This window comes from Gemmobacter nanjingensis, assembly GCF_014652195.1.
GTDB lineage: Bacteria > Pseudomonadota > Alphaproteobacteria > Rhodobacterales > Rhodobacteraceae > Gemmobacter > Gemmobacter caeni.
Genome location: NZ_BMYI01000019.1, coordinates 39,967 through 57,530 on the forward strand (window position 1 = coordinate 39,967; position 17,564 = coordinate 57,530).

Annotated in this window: 11 protein-coding genes; 2 read left to right on the forward strand and 9 right to left on the reverse strand. The window is 64.5% G+C overall.

The features are described from left to right. Positions 1-37 precede the first annotated feature (37 nt). The gene (gene glf, locus IE126_RS21180) at positions 38-1,201 is read right to left on the reverse strand and encodes a UDP-galactopyranose mutase (protein ID WP_189382143.1); all 1,164 of its coding nucleotides are present in this window, start codon (positions 1,199-1,201) and stop codon (positions 38-40) included. Positions 1,202-1,374: 173 nt separating this feature from the next. On the opposite strand from glf, the gene IE126_RS21185 reads away from it, so the two are divergent. After that, positions 1,375-2,745 (forward strand): phosphohexomutase domain-containing protein, encoded by a 1,371-nt coding sequence (locus IE126_RS21185; RefSeq protein WP_189382144.1) that lies wholly within the window; start codon positions 1,375-1,377, stop codon positions 2,743-2,745. Here IE126_RS21185 and IE126_RS21190 read toward each other — a convergent pair whose 3' ends face one another. From IE126_RS21190 to cysD, 3 genes are all read right to left on the reverse strand, one after another. Beyond that, the gene (locus IE126_RS21190) at positions 2,746-4,194 is read right to left on the reverse strand and encodes a mannose-1-phosphate guanylyltransferase/mannose-6-phosphate isomerase (protein ID WP_189382145.1); all 1,449 of its coding nucleotides are present in this window, start codon (positions 4,192-4,194) and stop codon (positions 2,746-2,748) included. A gap of 141 nt (positions 4,195-4,335) precedes the next feature. Then, positions 4,336-6,249 carry a sulfate adenylyltransferase subunit CysN gene (gene cysN, locus IE126_RS21195; protein ID WP_054303371.1) on the reverse strand — a complete coding sequence of 638 codons (1,914 nt, stop codon included), beginning with the start codon at positions 6,247-6,249 and terminating at the stop codon, positions 4,336-4,338. A gap of 1 nt (position 6,250) precedes the next feature. Continuing rightward, positions 6,251-7,183 (reverse strand): sulfate adenylyltransferase subunit CysD, encoded by a 933-nt coding sequence (gene cysD, locus IE126_RS21200; protein ID WP_054303370.1) that lies wholly within the window; start codon positions 7,181-7,183, stop codon positions 6,251-6,253. A gap of 183 nt (positions 7,184-7,366) precedes the next feature. Between cysD and IE126_RS21205 the strand changes: the two genes are divergently transcribed. Beyond that, positions 7,367-9,679, forward strand: a complete 2,313-nt coding sequence (locus IE126_RS21205; protein WP_189382146.1) for an ELWxxDGT repeat protein — start codon at positions 7,367-7,369, stop codon at positions 9,677-9,679. Positions 9,680-9,748: 69 nt separating this feature from the next. On the opposite strand, the gene galU is transcribed toward IE126_RS21205, so the two are convergent. The 5 genes from galU to glmU form a co-directional block, all read right to left on the reverse strand. Then, positions 9,749-10,645 carry a UTP--glucose-1-phosphate uridylyltransferase GalU gene (gene galU, locus IE126_RS21210; RefSeq protein WP_189382147.1) on the reverse strand — a complete coding sequence of 299 codons (897 nt, stop codon included), beginning with the start codon at positions 10,643-10,645 and terminating at the stop codon, positions 9,749-9,751. A gap of 164 nt (positions 10,646-10,809) precedes the next feature. Beyond that, entirely contained in the window at positions 10,810-12,648 is a 1,839-nt protein-coding gene (gene ilvD / locus IE126_RS21215; protein WP_054303361.1) for a dihydroxy-acid dehydratase, read from the reverse strand. Between the two features lie 110 nt (positions 12,649-12,758). Continuing rightward, positions 12,759-14,099, reverse strand: a complete 1,341-nt coding sequence (gene glmM, locus IE126_RS21220; protein WP_189382148.1) for a phosphoglucosamine mutase — start codon at positions 14,097-14,099, stop codon at positions 12,759-12,761. Between the two features lie 95 nt (positions 14,100-14,194). Next, positions 14,195-16,009, reverse strand: coding sequence for a glutamine--fructose-6-phosphate transaminase (isomerizing) (gene glmS / locus IE126_RS21225; RefSeq protein WP_189382149.1), 1,815 nt, complete (start codon positions 16,007-16,009; stop codon positions 14,195-14,197). Continuing rightward, positions 16,009-17,364 carry a bifunctional UDP-N-acetylglucosamine diphosphorylase/glucosamine-1-phosphate N-acetyltransferase GlmU gene (gene glmU, locus IE126_RS21230; protein WP_189382150.1) on the reverse strand — a complete coding sequence of 452 codons (1,356 nt, stop codon included), beginning with the start codon at positions 17,362-17,364 and terminating at the stop codon, positions 16,009-16,011. Before glmU ends, glmS begins: the two co-directional genes overlap by 1 nt. Positions 17,365-17,564: the final 200 nt, after the last annotated feature.

Sequence of the window (17,564 nt, forward strand, 5' to 3'; positions counted from 1 at the left end):
TCAGCAAATTCTACGCCCGGACCCCCCGGGCGCGGGATCAGAGCGGGTTCACCGTGAAGGTAGGCATGGGTTCGCCGCTTTCCAGTGTGGCCAGATAGCGGCGGCCGCAATCCAGTGCTTCGCGGATGGTCACATCCATGTCGAGATAGCGGTAGGTACCCAGACGGCCGACGAAGGTGACATTGGGCTCCGCCTCGGCCTTGGCGACATATTCAGCCAGCAGGGTTTTCTCGGCCACCTGGCGGATCGGGTAATAGGGGATGTCCTCGGGCCCGCAGGCACGCGAGAATTCCTTGTAAAGCACCGACCCGTCATGGCTTTCCCAGGGGGCGAAATGCTTGTGCTCGGTGATGCGGGTATAGGGCACACCGACATCGCCGTAATTCATCACCGCGCAGCCCTGATAATCGCCCTGATAGTCGAAGCGTTCGAAATCCAGCGTGCGATAGCCCAGCCGGCCCAGCTCGAAGCCGAACCAGCCGTCGATCGGGCCGGAATAGAACACATGGTCATACCCGGCCGCCTGATCACGGCTGACTAGGGTGTTCAGCGTCACGGTGATATTGGCGTGATCGAGGATGCGCTCAATCATCGCGGTATAGCCGTTTTCCGGCATGCCCTGGAATTTATGGAAGAAGTAATTGTCGTCATAGTTGAACCGCACCGGCAGCCGCTTCAGGATCGAGGCGGGCAGATCGGAGGGCGAACACCCCCATTGCTTGATCGTATAGCCCTTGAAGAAGGCCTCATAAAGCTCGGGGCCGACGAAGCGCAGCGCCTGTTCCTCGAAGGTCTGCGGGTCGGTGATCGAGGTATCGGCCTTGCTTTCCAGAAAGACCTTCGCCTCGTCGGGGCGGAGCGTCTGACCGAAGAACTGGTTGATCGTGTGCAGGTTGACCGGCAGCGAATAGACCGCCCCCTGCGAGGTGGTCTTCACCCGGTTCTTGTAGGGCAGAAAGGTTTCAAACCCGTTCACATAGTCCCAGACCTCGGCATCGTCGGTGTGGAAGATATGCGGCCCGTAGACATGTACCATGACCCCGGTCCCGGCGTCGCGCTCGGTATGACAGTTGCCCCCGATATGGCCGCGCGCATCCAGCACCGTGACACGATGCCCCGCCTCGGCCAGCAGACGCCCGATCACGGCCCCCGAAAGACCCGCCCCAACCATGAGACAATCTTTTGCCGGACGATCATGCATGAGACGCTCCTGAAATCACTATGCCGGGTTCCTATCTGCCAAGGGGCGCGGCATGGCAAGGTGGAATACGGTGGGCCGGGCTGTCGCAGGCGATTTTACGGTCGGGCGCGCCGGGGCTGGCGGGACGGTCCAGTTCCTGACATTCTTGCCCGAAACGATGCGGGAAGGCTGGCATGGCACCAAAATTTGGGACAAGCGGGTTGCGCGGGCTGGTGGTGGACCTGACCCCCGCGCTTGTGGCTGACCATATCCGCGCGTTCGTGACGGCCTGCCCGACGGGGGGAGAGGTCTGGGTCGGGCAGGATTTGCGGCCCTCGTCGTCCGGTCTGGCCGCCGTGGTGCTGGAGGCGGCGCGGGGCATGGGGCTTGCGACGGTCGATTGCGGCGCGGTGCCGACGCCAGCGCTGGCCCTAGCGGCGATGCGGGCGGGCGCGGCTTCGGTCATGGTGACGGGCAGCCATATTCCGGCTGATCGCAACGGGCTGAAATTCTACACGCCCGCGGGCGAGATCACCAAGACGGACGAAGCCGCGATACTGGCCGGGCTGGGAGCCTCGCCCCGCAGCCTCGGTCCTGCGCCGCGCTTGGTTGCAACCGCCGGCCCCGACTGGGTAGCGCGGATCGTCACGGCCTTCGGGCCGGAGGCATTGTCTGGCCTGCGGCTGGGGGTCTGGGCACATAGCGCGGTTTCACGCGATCTTCTGGCCAAGGCGCTGGGGGCGCTGGGGGCCGAAACTGTCTCTATCGGCCGTTCAGAAACATTTATTCCGGTAGATACCGAGGCCGTCAGCCCAGATGCGCGCGCGGCTCTGGCCCGCTGGGCACCTGGGTTCGATGCGATCCTTTCCACCGATGGCGATGGTGACCGGCCGCTACTGGCCGATGCGGCGGGTCAGGTGGTGCCGGGCGATATTCTCGGCCAGATCACCGCTGGGGTTTTGGAGGCAGAAACCGTGGTGACGCCGGTCAGCTCCAATACCGGGGCCGAGCTTGCGGGCCGGTTCGCCCATGTGCTGCGCACCCGGATCGGTTCGCCCCATGTCATCGCGGCGATGGAGCAGGCGGGCGGGCGCGTCGCGGGATACGAAGCGAATGGCGGCTTCCTGCTGGGCTTCGATGCCGAGGGGCCGGCCGGGCCGTTGCCGCGGCTGATGACCCGCGACAGCCTGCTGCCGCTGGTTGCCGTGCTGGCCGCCGCACGCCGTGCCGGGGGGCTGGCTGCGCTGCTGGCGGCAGAGCCGGTCCGCTTCACCGCCACCGGCCGGCTGGAACAGGTGGAAACTGCCCGCAGCCAAGCGTTGCTTGCCGGGATGGAGGCCGATCCGGTGACGCTAGCGGCATTTTTGGCGGCGCTGGGCGAGACCGGGGACCGGCAGGACCGCACCGACGGGCTGCGGGTCACACTGGCCTCGGGGCGCATCCTGCATCTGCGCCCCTCGGGCAATGCGCCCGAACTTCGGCTTTATGCGGAGGCGGAAAGCCCTAGGCTCGCGGCCAGGATGCTGGAACGCGGACTGGCACTGCTGGCGGTGCGTCTGACCTGATCAGCCCTTCGCCCCTTGGCCGCGGGCATAGACATCCTCGAAGCGGATGATGTCATCCTCGCCCAGATAGGCGCCGGTCTGCACCTCGATCAGCACCATGGGGACCTTTCCGGGGTTTTCCATCCGGTGCTTCACCCCGAGCGGGATGTAAACCGACTGGTTTTCCGCCAGCAGCCGAACCTCATCGTCTATGGTGACGCGGGCGGTGCCGGATACCACGATCCAGTGTTCCGCACGGTGGAAATGGCTTTGCAGCGACAGGGTGCCGCCGGGCTTTACCACGATGCGCTTGACCTGAAAGCGGTCGGCGAGGGCGAGGGTCTCGAACCAGCCCCAAGGCCTGTAATCGCGCGGGAACTGCACAGCCTGCGGCGCTCCCCGGGCCTTCAGCGCCTCGACGGCCTGTTTCACCTCTTGCGCACGGGACATATGCGCCACCAGCACCGCATCGGGGGTGGCGATGGCCATGATGTCTTCCAGCCCGATTCCGACCAGTTCCAGCCCGGGGGAATCGGAGCGCAGCAGGCTGTTCCGGCAATCAAGGGCGGTGGCCGGGCCGGTGGTCACGGTGCCCTGCGCATCGGCAGGGCTGTCGCGCCAGATCGCATCCCAGCCCCCCAGATCGGACCAGCCTGCGCCATAGGGTACCACGGCCAGGTTGTCGGCCTTTTCCATCACCGCATAGTCAATGGAAATGTCACGCAGCCGGGCCCAAGGCTCTGGGGCCAGTCGGAAAAACCCCAGATCCGGTCGGGCCTGTTTCACTGCGGCCCGGACCGGGGCGACAAGATCGGGCGCGTGGGTTTCGGCTGCGGCCAGAATGTCGGCAGCCCGGAACAGGAATATCCCGGCATTCCACAGGTAATTGCCCGCCGCCAGCATCTGTGCCGCGCGCGTGGCATCCGGCTTCTCGACGAAGCGCCGCAGCGGTAGCACTGGCATCTCCCCGTCCGGGGCGCTGGTCAGTTCCAGCCAGCCATAGCCGGTTTCGGGCCGATTGGGGGCAACGCCGAACAGCACCATCTGCCCTTGGCGCACCGCCTCCAGCCCGCGCCCGGTGGCGTCGCGGAAGGCGGCGGCATCAGGGACGACATGGTCAGACGGCGCGACCAGCAGTACCGCCTGCGGGTCTTGATCCAATGCGCACAGCGCGGCAGCAAGGATGGCGGGCGCAGTATTGCGCCCCTCGGGCTCGATCAGCACCGTGCCGGGATCGACGCCGATGGCAGCCAGCTGTTCTGTCGCGATGAAGCGGAAGTCCGATCCGGTCACCACTACGGGCGCTGCGAAACGATAACCCGGCGCTTCGCCCGACAACCGCAGCGCCGAGGCCTGAAACAGGGTATTCTCGCCAGTCAACGGCACGAATTGCTTAGGATAGGCCTTGCGCGACGCGGGCCAAAGGCGCGTGCCGGAGCCACCGGCTAGAAGAACGGGCGTGATCAGCATGGCATGGCCTCCTGAAGCTTGAAACAAGGCTATCCTCGTTTCCGGGCGCGGCTCAAGCCGGGCATCCGCAAGTTGGCTGTCCTGCAAGAAAAAAAGGCCGCCTGCGGTCAGGCAGGCGGCCACCCGGCGGGTTTGGCGCGATCAGCGGGCGAGGATGGCCTCGATCACGCGGTCCGCGGCTTCCTCGGCCGAAAGCTCGACCGTGTTCACGGTGAGTTCAGCCAGTTCCGGGGCCTCATAGGGGCTGTCGATGCCAGTGAAGTTCTTCAGCTGACCCGAACGGGCCTTCTTGTAGAGCCCCTTCACGTCGCGCGCCTCGGCCACTTCCAGCGGGGTGTTCACGAAGACCTCCATGAACTCGCCCCCGGCCATCAGTTCGCGCACCATCCGGCGTTCCGACCGGAAGGGCGAGATGAAGGCCGTGAGCACGATCAGACCCGCATCGGTCATCAGCTTCGCCACCTCGCCGACGCGGCGGATGTTTTCCACCCGGTCGGCATCGGTGAAGCCCAGATCGCGGTTGAGGCCATGGCGCACGTTGTCGCCATCCAGCAGGAAAGTGTGCTTGCCCATGGCATGCAGCTTCTTTTCCACCAGATTGGCGATGGTCGACTTGCCCGAGCCGGAAAGGCCGGTGAACCAGACCACGGCAGGTTTCTGGTTCTTCAGCGCGGCATGGGCCTCGCGGTTCACATCGACTGCCTGCCAGTGGATGTTCTGGCTGCGGCGCAGGGCGAAATGGATCATGCCCGAAGCCACGGTCGCATTGGTCATGCGGTCGATCAGGATGAAGCCACCCAGATCGGGGTTCACCGCATAGGCCTCGAACGGGATCGCCCGGTCGAGCGAGATGTTCACCACGCCGATCGCATTCAGCCCCAGCGTCTTCGAGGCCAGATGTTCCAGCGTGTTGACGTTGACCTCGTATTTGGGCTCCGTCACCGTCGCCGTCACCGTCTGGGTGCCAAGCTTCAGCAGATAGGGACGGCCGGGCAGCATCTCGTGCTCGTCCATCCAGACCAGCGTCGCCTCGAACTGGTCGGCGACCTCGCAGGGCTCATCGGCCTGCACGATGACATCGCCGCGCGAGCAGTCGATCTCGTCGGCGAAGGTCAGCGTGATGGACTGGCCCGCCACCGCCCGGTCCAGATTGCCGTCGAAGGTGACGATCTGCTTCACCGTGGTGGTCTTGCCCGAGGGCAGCACCCGGATCGCATCACCCGGCCGCACCACGCCGGTGCCGATCTGGCCCGTGAAGCCGCGGAAATCGAGATTTGGGCGGTTCACCCACTGCACCGGCATGCGGAAGGCATAATCCTGCATGCGGGCATCGTTGACCGGCGCCTCTTCCAGATGCTGCAGCAGCGTCGGCCCCTGATACCAGGGCATCGCCGCGCTCCTAGTGGCGATATTCTCGCCCTTCAGCCCGGAAATCGGGATCGGCAGGAAGCTTTCCATCCCGATCTGCTGGGCAAAATGCGAGTAATCCTTGACGATCTCGTAGAAGCGTTCCTGGCTGTAGCCGACGAGGTCCATCTTGTTGATGGCCAGCACCACGTTGCGGATGCCCAGAAGCTGCACCAGATAGCTGTGCCGCCGGGTCTGGGTCAGCACGCCCTGGCGCGCGTCGATCAGGATCACGGCCAGATCGGCGGTCGAGGCGCCGGTGACCATGTTGCGGGTATATTGCTCATGTCCGGGGGTATCGGCCACGATGAACTTGCGCTTCTCGGTGGCGAAGAAGCGATAGGCCACGTCGATGGTGATGCCCTGTTCACGCTCGGCCGCGAGACCATCGACCAAAAGTGCGAAGTCGATGTCGCCGCCCTGCGTGCCCACCGCCTTGCTGTCATGCTCAAGGCTTGCAAGCTGATCCTCGAAGATCATCTTGGTGTCGTAAAGCAGCCGGCCGATCAGCGTCGACTTGCCGTCATCGACCGAGCCGCAGGTGATGAAGCGCAGCATGGTCTTGTGCTGGTGCTTCAGCAGATAGGCGTCGATATCCTCAGCGATCAGCGTGTCGGTGACGTAAACGGGATCCTGGGTCGCGGTCATCTCAGAAATACCCCTCTTGCTTCTTCTTCTCCATCGAGGCCGACTGATCGTGGTCGATGGCACGGCCCTGACGTTCCGAGGTGGTGGTCAGCAGCATTTCCTGAATGACCTCGGGCAGGGTCTTCGCCTCGGATTCCACCGCGCCGGTCAGCGGATAGCAGCCCAGCGTGCGGAAGCGGATCGAGCGCATGACCGGGGTTTCGCCGGGGGCCAGCGGGAAGCGGTCGTCGTCCACCATCAGCATGAGGCCGTTGCGGATGACCGTCGGACGCGGCGCACTGAAGTAAAGCGGCACGATCTCGATGCCTTCGAGATGAATATATTGCCAGATGTCCAGCTCGGTCCAGTTGGAGATCGGGAAGACCCGGATGCTTTCGCCCTTGGCCTTGCGGGTATTGTAAAGCTTCCACAGTTCGGGGCGCTGGTTCTTCGGGTCCCAGCGATGGTTGGCCGAGCGGAACGAGAACACCCGTTCCTTGGCACGCGACTTTTCCTCGTCGCGGCGCGCACCGCCGAAGGCCACGTCGAAATTCCACTTGGTCAGCGCCTGTTTCAGACCCTCGGTCTTCCACATGTCGGTATGCAGGCTGCCGTGGTCGAAGGGGTTGATGCCCTTTTCCATGGCTTCCGGGTTGTGATGGACCAGCAGTTCCATCCCGGCATCCTTCGCCGCCTTGTCACGCAGGTCATACATCGCCCGGAACTTCCAGGTCGTGTCGACATGCAAGAGCGGGAAAGGCGGCGGCGCCGGGTAGAAGGCCTTCTTGGCCAGATGCAGCATGCAGGCTGAATCCTTGCCCACGGAATACAGCATCACCGGGTTTTCGGCATTGGCCACCACCTCGCGCATGATGTGGATGCTCTCGGCCTCCAGACGTTGCAGGTGGGTCAGCGTGGCCGGAGAAAGCGTATCGGCAGAGGTGCGCGTCGTCATGAATAGCCCCTTTGAAACTGGCTGGACTGCGCTTTGACAAATTTTTGCATCCTCTCCAAGGGGGGAGGGGAGGCGGGCCGGGGGAAATCCGTCTTTTGGCGGGCCGAAGGCGTGTTTTCCTTGACCAAAAAGGGGGTTGTGGCACTCTGGATACACTATTTGTTTATTTCAGGGATTATGACAATGACCTACAAACTTCTGTTTGCGGCCCATAACGGCACGCTTGGCTATGAGCTCTGGACCACCGATACCACCGGCACATCCGCCAGCCTGGTGCGCGACATCCGGGACGGCAATGACGATGGTCTGACCTCCATTCCTTTCGCCCTGCTGGACGGGCAGATGATCTTCGCTGCCAATGACGGCACGGCGGGCTCCGAACTCTGGATCTCGGACGGGACGGAGGCGGGCACCACGCTTTTGAAGGATATCCGCTTCGGGCCTGACAGCTCTTTGCCCTACAACTTCCTGACCGTGGGACAGACCGTCTATTTCACGGCCTATGACGATACCAACGGCTATGAGCTGTGGAAGACCGACGGGACCGGCGACGGCACGGTGCTGGTGAAGGACATCAACCCCGGCAGCGGCGGTTCCGGCACCTGGCCCTTGCTGGATCTGGATGGGAAGCTGCTGTTCCAGGCCTATGACGCGACCAATGGCACCGAGCTGTGGATCAGCGACGGCACCGAATTCGGCACCCGGCTGCTGAAGGACATCAACCCGGGCACCGATGGCAGTGGCCCGTGGGGTTTCCTGGCCCTGGGCGACGGTCGGGCGCTGTTCAGCGCCTATACCGCAGGCGAGGGGTCCGAGCTCTGGGTGACGGACGGCACCACGGAGGGCACCGAACTTCTGAAGGACATCAATGCCGGGGCCGGATCCTCCGCACCGCAGAATCTGGTGCTGATGGATGGCGTGGCCTATTTCGCTGCCTCGACCACGGGGCAGGGGCTGGAGTTGTGGCGCAGCGACGGCACCACGGGCGGCACCCAGATCGTGAAGGATATCAATCCTGGCAACAGCAGCAGCTCTCCGCAGCCGATGACGCTGGCGGGCGGCAAGCTGTTCTTCGCGGCCCAGGCCGCCGGTCAGGGCAATGAGCTCTGGGTCTCCGACGGCACCTCGACGGGGACGAAACAGGTTCTGAACCTGAACGGCAGCTTCGATGGTGTGGGCTATGGCACCGGCCAGATCGCGGCCTTGGGCGCCAGCGGCAAGGTGGTCTTTGCCGGCACAAACGGATCGGGCGGCACGGAGTTGTGGATTTCCGACGGCACGGCGACCGGCACCGTGCTGCTGAAGGATATCGTGGCGGGCGGCAGCTCCTCCAATCCCTATTCGCTGACTGCGGTGGGGAATCTGGTCTATTTCGTGGCCTATGATGCTGACGGCGGCACTGAACTCTGGGTGACGGACGGCACCGCCGACGGCACGCAGCGGGTGGAGGATATCAATCCGGGTGCCAACGGCTCTTTCCCGCATATCATGGGCATTCTGGATGTGAACGGCGCACCTGCCGATCTGGCGCTGTCGGGCACGGCGGTGAACGAGAATTCGGCCGCAGGCACGCTGGTCGGCAGGCTTTCAGCCGATGACCCGGATGGCGACAGCCTGACCTTCCGGCTGACCGATGATGCGGGCGGGCGTTTCGCGCTGGATGGCAACCGGCTGGTGGTGGCCGGTGCGCTGGATTTCGAGACGGCGACCACGCATCAGGTGACGGTCGAGGTGGATGACAGCGCGGGCGGCAAGATCAGCCGCAGCTTCACCATCGACATCCGCAACCTGAACGATGCGACCCCGGGCGATGACACGCTGCCGGGCACGGCGGGGCCCGATACGATCCGCGGCCTTGCCGGGGATGATGTGCTGCGCGGGCTCGGCGGCGATGACCAGCTGTCGGGGGACCGCGGCCACGATATCCTGCGCGGCGGCCGCGGCAATGACCGGCTGCTGGGCGGGTCGGGCAATGACAGTCTCTATGGCGAATCCGGCAACGATACACTGAACGGCGGCAGTGGCGCGGATCGCCTGCTGGGCGGCAGCAGTCGGGACACATTGCTGGGCGGCAGTGGCAACGACACCTTGCTGGGGGGCAGCGGCAATGACTCTCTGGCGGGCCAGACCGGAGCCGACCTGCTGCGCGGCGAAGGCGGCAGAGATATCCTGAACGGCGGCAGCGGCAATGACATTCTTCTGGGAGGCACCGGCCGCGATACGCTGGATGGCGGAAGCGGCAAGGATACGCTGACCGGCGGGGCCGATGCGGACCGTTTCGTCTTCACCGGGCGGTTCGGTCAGGATGTGATCAGCGATTTCCGCGATGGCCGCGACATCATCGACCTGTCGGGACGCGGGCTGACCTTCCGCGATCTGGACACAAGGTCGGTGAACGGCGGGCTGGATACGCTGATCGTGGTCGGGCGCAACCGGATCCTGCTGGAAGGGTTCGAGGAAGGCGATCTGCGCGCCCATATGTTCGACTTCATCTGACCCGGCCCTCTTAATGCATCAGGCCCGCCGGACGGCGGGCCTGTGTCATTCCTCTGGCGGGCACGCGTGTTACTGCGCGGCTTTCTGTTGGGCCAGGGTGTCGTGGAGGTAGGCGGAGAATTCGTCGCGGAGGTCGTCGCGGGCCATGCCGAAGGCGACGGTGGCCTGCAGGAACCCGGCTTTCGAGCCGCAGTCGTAGCGCTGGCCCCGGAAGCGGTAGCCGTAGACGCCCGAGCCGTCCTCGCCAATCTCTTCGGCGATGGCATCGGTCAGCTGGATCTCGCCGCCCGCGCCCTGTTTCATCCGGTTCAGGTTGGTCAGCACCTTCGGCGACAGGATGTAGCGGCCGATGACCGCAAGGTTCGACGGCGCCTCTTCCGCCTTCGGCTTCTCGACCATGCCTTTGGCCCGGACGATGGTGCCCATGTCCTCGGCGATGTCGAGCACACCATAGGCCGAGGCCTTGGGCGGCGGCACTTCCATCGCGGCGACCATGTTGCCGCCGGTCTGTTCGTAGGCCTCCACCATCTGCGCCAGACAGGATTTCTCGGCCGCGATCACGTCATCGGGCAGCAGCACCGCGAAGGGCTCGTTGCCGATCAGGCGGCGGGCGCACCAGACGGCATGGCCCAGCCCCATCGGCCGGTTCTGCCGCACATAGGCGATGGCGCCCGAATCCATGTTGGTGTCCTTCAGGACCTCCAGCAGATCATCCTTGCCCTTCTTGCGCAGCGCGCTTTCCAGCTCCGGCGCGTGGTCGAAGTAATCCTCCAGCGCCGACTTGCCGCGCGAGGTCACGAAGATGAACTCCTTGATCCCCGCCGCCCGCGCCTCGTCGATCGCGTACTGGATCAGCGGACGGTCCACCAGCGTCATGATCTCTTTCGGGATCGACTTCGTCGCAGGCAGAAAACGGGTCCCGAGACCCGCAACCGGAAATACCGCCTTGGTCACTTTCTTTGTCATGGAATGTCCTGTCCGATAATGCATGAAACATGAATCGCAATGAGCCGCTCAAAGACGGGCGCGGCGCAAACCCTATTGCCTGATGCCGCGTGGATCAATGCCCGCCCCGGAGAAGGACGGGCATCCGCAGTTTCCAGTGGAAGGCAAGTCCCGCTTGTGCCGGATCACTCCGGCAGGACGCGCACGGCCCCTTTGTCGGCGGAAGACGCGAATTGCGCATAGACTTTCAGCGCGGTGGACACCTGCCGTTTGCGGGGTTCCGCCGGTTTCCAGCCCTTCGCCTCCTGCGCGGCGCGGCGGGTCGCCAGTTCCGCCTCCGGCACCGCCAGATGGATGGTGCGGTTCGGAATGTCGATCTCGATCCGGTCGCCATCCTGCACGAGGCCGATGGTGCCGCCCGCCGCCGCCTCGGGCGAGGCATGGCCGATCGACAGGCCCGAAGTGCCACCCGAGAAGCGGCCATCGGTGATCAGCGCGCAGGCTTTGCCCAGACCCTTCGATTTCAGATAGCTGGTCGGATAGAGCATTTCCTGCATGCCGGGGCCGCCTTTCGGCCCCTCGTAGCGGATCACCACCACATCGCCAGCCGTGACCTTGCCGTTCAGGATGCCGTAGACCGCCGCATCCTGGCTTTCAAAGACCACGGCCTTGCCGGTGAATTTCAGGATCGACTCGTCCACACCGGCGGTTTTCACGATGCAGCCGTCCAGCGCGATATTTCCCTTCAGCACCGCAAGCCCGCCATCCTTGGAGAACGGCGCCTCGGTGGAGCGGATCACGCCCTGCGTGCGGTCCAGATCCAGATCCGGCCATTCCGAGGCCTGGCTGAAGGCCACCTGCGTCGGCACGCCGCCCGGCGCGGCGAGGTAAAGCTTGCGCGCCTCGGGATTGTTCGACTTGGCGATGTCCCACTGATCGATGGCGGCACCGATGGTCGGGGCATGGACGGTGGGGCAGTCGCGCACGATCAGCCCGCCGCGGTCCAGCTCGCCCAGAATGGCCATGATGCCCCCGGCGCGGTGCACGTCCTCCATATGGATATTGGCGATATTCGGCGCGACCTTGCACAGGCACGGCACCTTGCGCGACAGCCGGTCGATGTCATCCATGCCGAAATCCACCCCACCTTCCTGCGCGATGGCCAGAAGGTGCAGCACGGTATTGGTCGAGCCGCCCATGGCAATATCCAGCGACATCGCATTGTCGAAAGCAGCCTTGCTGGCAATCGTGCGCGGCAGCACAGAGGCATCCTCTTCCTCATACCAGCGGCGGGCCAGTTCGACCGACCGGCGCCCGGCCTCAAGGAACAGCCCCTTGCGGAAGGCATGGGTGGCAAGGGTCGAGCCATTGCCCGGCAGCGCCAGACCCAGCGCCTCGGCCAGACAGTTCATCGAATTGGCGGTGAACATGCCGGAACACGAGCCGCAGGTCGGGCAGGCGCCCTGTTCGATGGCCGCCAGATCCTCGTCCGAGACCTTGTCATTGGCCGCCGCCACCATGGCGTCGATCAGGTCGAGCTTCAGCACCCGCCCGTCGCCCATCTGGACCTTGCCCGCCTCCATCGGCCCGCCCGAGACGAAGATCGCGGGGATGTTCAGCCGCATGGCGGCCATCAGCATGCCGGGGGTGATCTTGTCGCAGTTGGAGATGCAGACCATCGCATCGGCGCAATGGGCATTGACCATATATTCCACGCTGTCGGCAATCAGCTCGCGCGAGGGCAGGGAATAGAGCATCCCGTCATGACCCATGGCGATACCGTCATCCACCGCGATGGTGTTGAATTCCTTGGCGATGCCGCCCGCCGCCTCGACCTCGCGCGCGACCATCTGGCCAAGGTCTTTCAGATGCACGTGGCCCGGCACGAACTGGGTGAAGCTGTTGACGATGGCGATGATCGGCTTGCCGAAATCGCTGTCCTTCACGCCGGTCGCACGCCAGAGGCCACGGGCCCCTGCCATGTTGCGGCCATGGGTAGTGGTGCGGGAACGATATGCGGGCATGTGTCTGATCCGAAGGCTGGCTGTCCGGGGACAGCACTGCGCCTTCGGGCGAGAAAAATCAACCGCCCCTGCGATTTTTGTCCCGTTTCCGGGCTTTCCTGCCGGGGCGGTCAGGCTGCGCCCTGCAATGCCTCGGCGATCTCGTCCACGGTCTGGGCCAGCAGATGCTCGTCCGTGCATTCGGCCATGACGCGGATCAGCGGCTCGGTCCCGGATTTACGGATCAGCAACCGCCCCCGGCCCATCAGGCTGCTTTCCTTGCCAGCGATCAGCCGTTGCACCAGATCACTTTTCAGCGGATCGGCCCCGGCGGGCAGACGCACATTGCGCAACCGTTGCGGCACCGGCTGGAACTGACGGACCAGACGGCTTGCCTTTTCACCCGAGCGCACCATTTCGGACAGAAATTGCAGCGCGGCCAGCAGGCCGTCACCCGTGGTGGCATGATCCGTCATGACGATATGGCCGGATTGTTCGCCGCCCAGGTTGAACCCGCCCGCACGCATCGCGGTAACGACATGACGGTCACCCACCGCCGTGCGCTGAAGCCGCAGCCCCTGCCCGGTCAGAAAGGTTTCCAGCCCTAGGTTCGACATGACCGTTGCCACCAGCGTATTGCCGCGCAGCCGCCCCTCGGTCGCCCAGCGAACCGCCAGCAGGGCCATGATCTGGTCGCCATCGGCAACCTTCCCGGTCTCGTCCACCAGAATGATACGATCGGCATCGCCATCCAGCGCGATACCGATATCCGCGCCATGCGCCAGAACCGCCGCCGCCGCCGTTTCCGGGTGGGTCGAACCACAGCCCGCATTGATATTGCGCCCGTCCGGCGCGACGCCGACGGGGATGACCTCTGCACCCAGTTCCCACAGCACTTCGGGGGCGGTGCGATAGGCGGCGCCATGGGCGCAATCGACCACAACCTTCAGCCCGTCAAGTCGCAGCCCCGACGGGAACGAAGTCTTGACGAATTCCTGATAACGCCCGCGACCATCCTCGATCCGCCGGGCGCGGCCGATGTTCTGCGGCTGCGCTGGCTGGATCTCTCCCGCTACGATGGCCTCGATCCCGGCCTCGGCCTCATCCGACAGCTTGAACCCGTCGGGACCGAAGAACTTGATGCCATTGTCGGTATGCGGGTTGTGGCTGGCCGAGATCATCACCCCCAGATCGGCCCGCATCGAGCGGGTCAGATACCCCACCGCCGGCGTCGGCACCGGCCCCAGCAGCAGCACATTCATCCCGGTCGAGGTCAGACCGGCGGTCAGCGCGTTTTCCAGCATGTAACCCGACATCCGCGTGTCCTTGCCGATCACCACCCGGTGCCCGTCACTGTGATCGCGGCGGAAGAACCGCCCGGCCGCAGCCCCGAGCCGCAGGGCCATTTCGGCCGTCATGGGGAACTGGTTGGCTTGCCCCCGGATACCATCTGTTCCGAACAATTTGTCCATTCCGGTGTTCCTTCTGAAAATGCAGGTGGTGACCGGGAAAACCGGCCGGAAAAATGACAATGGCGGCCCTTGCGGCCCGCTGAACTGCCTCCAGACTACTCCACGGTTACGGATTTGGCCAGGTTTCTGGGCTGGTCGACGTCTGTGCCTTTTGCGATTGCGGTGTGGTAGGCGATAAGCTGCGCGGGGACGGCGTAGAGGATGGGGGCGAGCAGGTCGGGGGCCTTTGGCAGCGTGAGGCAGCGCCAGCATTCGGCGCCCGCTTCGGCGATGCCGGGCTGATCCGACAGCAGCAAGACCTTGCCGTGGCGGGCCATGACTTCCTGCATGTTCGACACGGTCTTTTCGAACAGTGCATCGCGCGGGGCCAGCACCAGCACCGGGACGCTGGCGTCGATCAGGGCGATGGGGCCGTGTTTCAGCTCGCCGCTGGCATAGCCCTCGGCATGGATATAGCTGATTTCCTTAAGCTTCAGCGCGCCTTCCAGCGCCAGCGGATACATCGCCCCCCGACCGAGGAACAGCACGTCCTGCGCCTTGGCAAGTTCTTCGGCCAGTGCCTCGATCTCGGGTGCAAGGGTCAGCACTGCATTCATCAGCCCCGGCAGCAGCCGCAGGTCGGCCAGATGCGCCGACAGTTGTGCTTCGGTCAGACGGCCGCGATCCTGCGCGGCCTTCAGCGCCAGCGCCAGCAGCACTGTCAACTGGCAGGTGAAGGCCTTGGTCGAGGCGACGCCGACCTCGACCCCCGCCATGATCGGCAGCGTCACATCGCATTCCCGCGCGATGGAGGAGGTTGTGACATTCACCACTGCAAGCGTGCGCGCCACCTTGTCCTGCGCATAGCGCAGCGCCGCCAGCGTATCGGCGGTTTCGCCGGACTGGCTGACGAAAACCGCCCAGCCGCGTTCCGACAAAGGCGGCGCACGGTAACGGAACTCCGACGCGATGTCGATGTCGCAAGGCAGGCCAGCAAGGCTTTCAAACCAGTATTTCGCCACATGGCAGGCGTAATGCGCGGTGCCACAGGCCACCAGTGTCAGCCGGTCCACGCCGTTGAAATCCACCTCGGCCGGCAGGTTCAACCCGCCGTCGCGCAGATGGTGGCGCAGCGCATCGGCCAGCACCACCGGCTGTTCGGCGATTTCCTTCGCCATGAAATGCTTGAAGCCCGCCTTTTCGATGCGGGTCGCGTCGATCTGGATGCGGGTCATCGCGCGATTGGCATGGCGGCCTTCGGAATCGAAGATCTCGGCGCCCTTACGGGTGATCACCGCCCAGTCGCCTTCCTCCAGATAGGTGATGCGGTCGGTCATCGGCGCCAGTGCGATGGCGTCCGAGCCCACGAACATCTCGCCATCCCCGTGTCCGATGGCGAGAGGCGAGCCCTTCCGGGCGCAGATTATCAGATCGTCTTCGCCCTCGAACAGGAAGCACAAGGCAAAGGCGCCGTGCAGGCGTGGCAGGATGCCGGCCGTCGCCTCGGCCGGGGTGCGGCCCTGTGCCAGTTCGTGCCGCATCAGCAGGGCGACCGTTTCGGTGTCGGTCTCGGACTCGAAACTGTAGCCTGCGGACGTCAGTTCAGCCCGCAGATCGCGGTAGTTCTCGATGATCCCGTTATGCACCACGGCGACATTCCCGGCGCGGTGCGGATGCGCATTGGCCACGGTTGCCGCACCATGCGTCGCCCACCGGGTGTGGCCGATACCCGACCGCCCGGTCAGCGGCTCGTGCACCAGCAGGTCTGACAGGTTTACCAGCTTGCCCACAGCCCGGCGGCGATCCAGCCGCCCCTCGTTCACTGTGGCGATCCCGGCGCTGTCATAGCCGCGATATTCCAGCCGTTTCAACGCCTCGACCAGGAGGGGCGCAACATGATGGTTTCCCAGAACCCCGACAATACCGCACATTATTTGGCGCCTTTCTGTCGTTTTTCTTTAATCGACTTATACATTTCAAACATCTTGGGGGCGAGACCGGGTTTGACGACCTGCCGCGCCCGTCCCAGCGCCACCGCCTCGGCGGGCACGTCCGCAGTGATGACAGAGCCCGAGCCCGTCATCGCCCCGTCGCCCACCGTCACCGGCGCCACCAGCATGGTGTCGGACCCGATGAAGACGCGTTTGCCGATCCGGGTGCGATGCTTGTTCACCCCGTCATAATTGCAGGTCACCGTGCCCGCGCCGATATTGGTGCCTTCACCCACATCGGCGTCGCCCAGATAGGTCAGGTGACCGACCTTCACGCCTTCTTCCAGAATGGCGTTCTTGATCTCGACGAAGTTGCCGACATGCACATCCTCGGCCAGCTCGGCACCGGGGCGCAGCCGCGCGAACGGCCCGACATCCGCGCCGCGGCTGACATGGCAGCCTTCCAGATGGCAGAAAGCCTTGATTTCTGCACCGCTTTCGATGGTAACACCGGGGCCGAACACCACGTTCGGCCCGATGATCGCATCGCGCCCCACCACCGTATCCAGCGCAAAGAACACCGTCTCCGGCGCGGTCAGGGTTACACCGTTGTCCAGTGCCTCGGCCCGCGCGCGCGCCTGAAAGGCGGCCTCCGCCTCGGCCAGTTGGGCGCGGGTGTTGACACCCAGCGTCTCGGCCTCGTCGCAGGTGACAACGCCCGCCGAAAGACCGCGCTTGCGAGCAAGCTCTACCACATCGGTCAGATAATATTCCCCGGCTGCATTGTCATTGCCAATCGCTGCGACCAGATCGAGCAGCAAAGCGGTATCGGCACAAATCACGCCAGAATTACAAAGCGTTATCGCGCGTTCCTTATCCGTGGCATCCTTGTATTCCACGATACGGTCCAGCACCTCGCCCTGCGCGATCAACCGGCCATAGCGCCCCGGATCGCGCGCCTCGAAGCCCAGCACCACCACGGCGTGACGCGCGCGCGCGTCCAGCATCGCCTCCAGCGTTTCGGGGCGGATGAAGGGCGTGTCGCCGTAAAGCACGACGCAATCTCCCGCCACCCCCGCAAGGGCGGGGGCGGCCTGCGCCACCGCATGTCCGGTGCCAAGCTGTTCGGCCTGCACCACGATTTCGCAAGCCTCGTCGCAGGCGCGGGCCGCCTTGCCGACCGCCTCGGCTCCGTGCCCGGCAACCACCACCACACGCTCGGGCGACAGCGCGGCTCCGGCCTGCATCGCGTGATGCAGAAGCGGTGCACCGGCCACCCGGTGCAGCACTTTCGGCAGATCCGAATTCATCCGCGTGCCTTGCCCCGCGGCAAGAATGACGAGAGAGACGGGCATGATACCTCAAGGTTGAGTCAAATATTCAATAAGATAAGCGAAAGCCGGGGGAAACGGGCAAATCAACACGCGGCTGCTATGTGCCACAGCGGGCCGAGTCTAACAATACCAATCCAGAAACACGGGCGGAAATGCCCCGGATCGCGGCGCCCGTGCCGCCCGGCACTTCCGGTCAGGGCGGGATTGATATAAACTGGATC

What these genes read in the sequence shown, in the direction of transcription:
- IE126_RS21190 (WP_189382145.1), bottom strand. Translation starts at nt 4,194, where the DNA reads ATGCTGATCACGCCCGTTCTTCTAGCCGGTGGCTCCGGCACGCGCCTT.
- glf (WP_189382143.1), bottom strand. Translation starts at nt 1,201, where the DNA reads ATGCATGATCGTCCGGCAAAAGATTGTCTCATGGTTGGGGCGGGTCTT.
- glmS (WP_189382149.1), bottom strand. Translation starts at nt 16,009, where the DNA reads ATGTGCGGTATTGTCGGGGTTCTGGGAAACCATCATGTTGCGCCCCTC.
- IE126_RS21185 (WP_189382144.1), top strand. Translation starts at nt 1,375, where the DNA reads ATGGCACCAAAATTTGGGACAAGCGGGTTGCGCGGGCTGGTGGTGGAC.
- glmM (WP_189382148.1), bottom strand. Translation starts at nt 14,099, where the DNA reads ATGGACAAATTGTTCGGAACAGATGGTATCCGGGGGCAAGCCAACCAG.
- IE126_RS21205 (WP_189382146.1), top strand. Translation starts at nt 7,367, where the DNA reads ATGACCTACAAACTTCTGTTTGCGGCCCATAACGGCACGCTTGGCTAT.
- cysN (WP_054303371.1), bottom strand. Translation starts at nt 6,249, where the DNA reads ATGACCGCGACCCAGGATCCCGTTTACGTCACCGACACGCTGATCGCT.
- cysD (WP_054303370.1), bottom strand. Translation starts at nt 7,183, where the DNA reads ATGACGACGCGCACCTCTGCCGATACGCTTTCTCCGGCCACGCTGACC.
- galU (WP_189382147.1), bottom strand. Translation starts at nt 10,645, where the DNA reads ATGACAAAGAAAGTGACCAAGGCGGTATTTCCGGTTGCGGGTCTCGGG.
- glmU (WP_189382150.1), bottom strand. Translation starts at nt 17,364, where the DNA reads ATGCCCGTCTCTCTCGTCATTCTTGCCGCGGGGCAAGGCACGCGGATG.
- ilvD (WP_054303361.1), bottom strand. Translation starts at nt 12,648, where the DNA reads ATGCCCGCATATCGTTCCCGCACCACTACCCATGGCCGCAACATGGCA.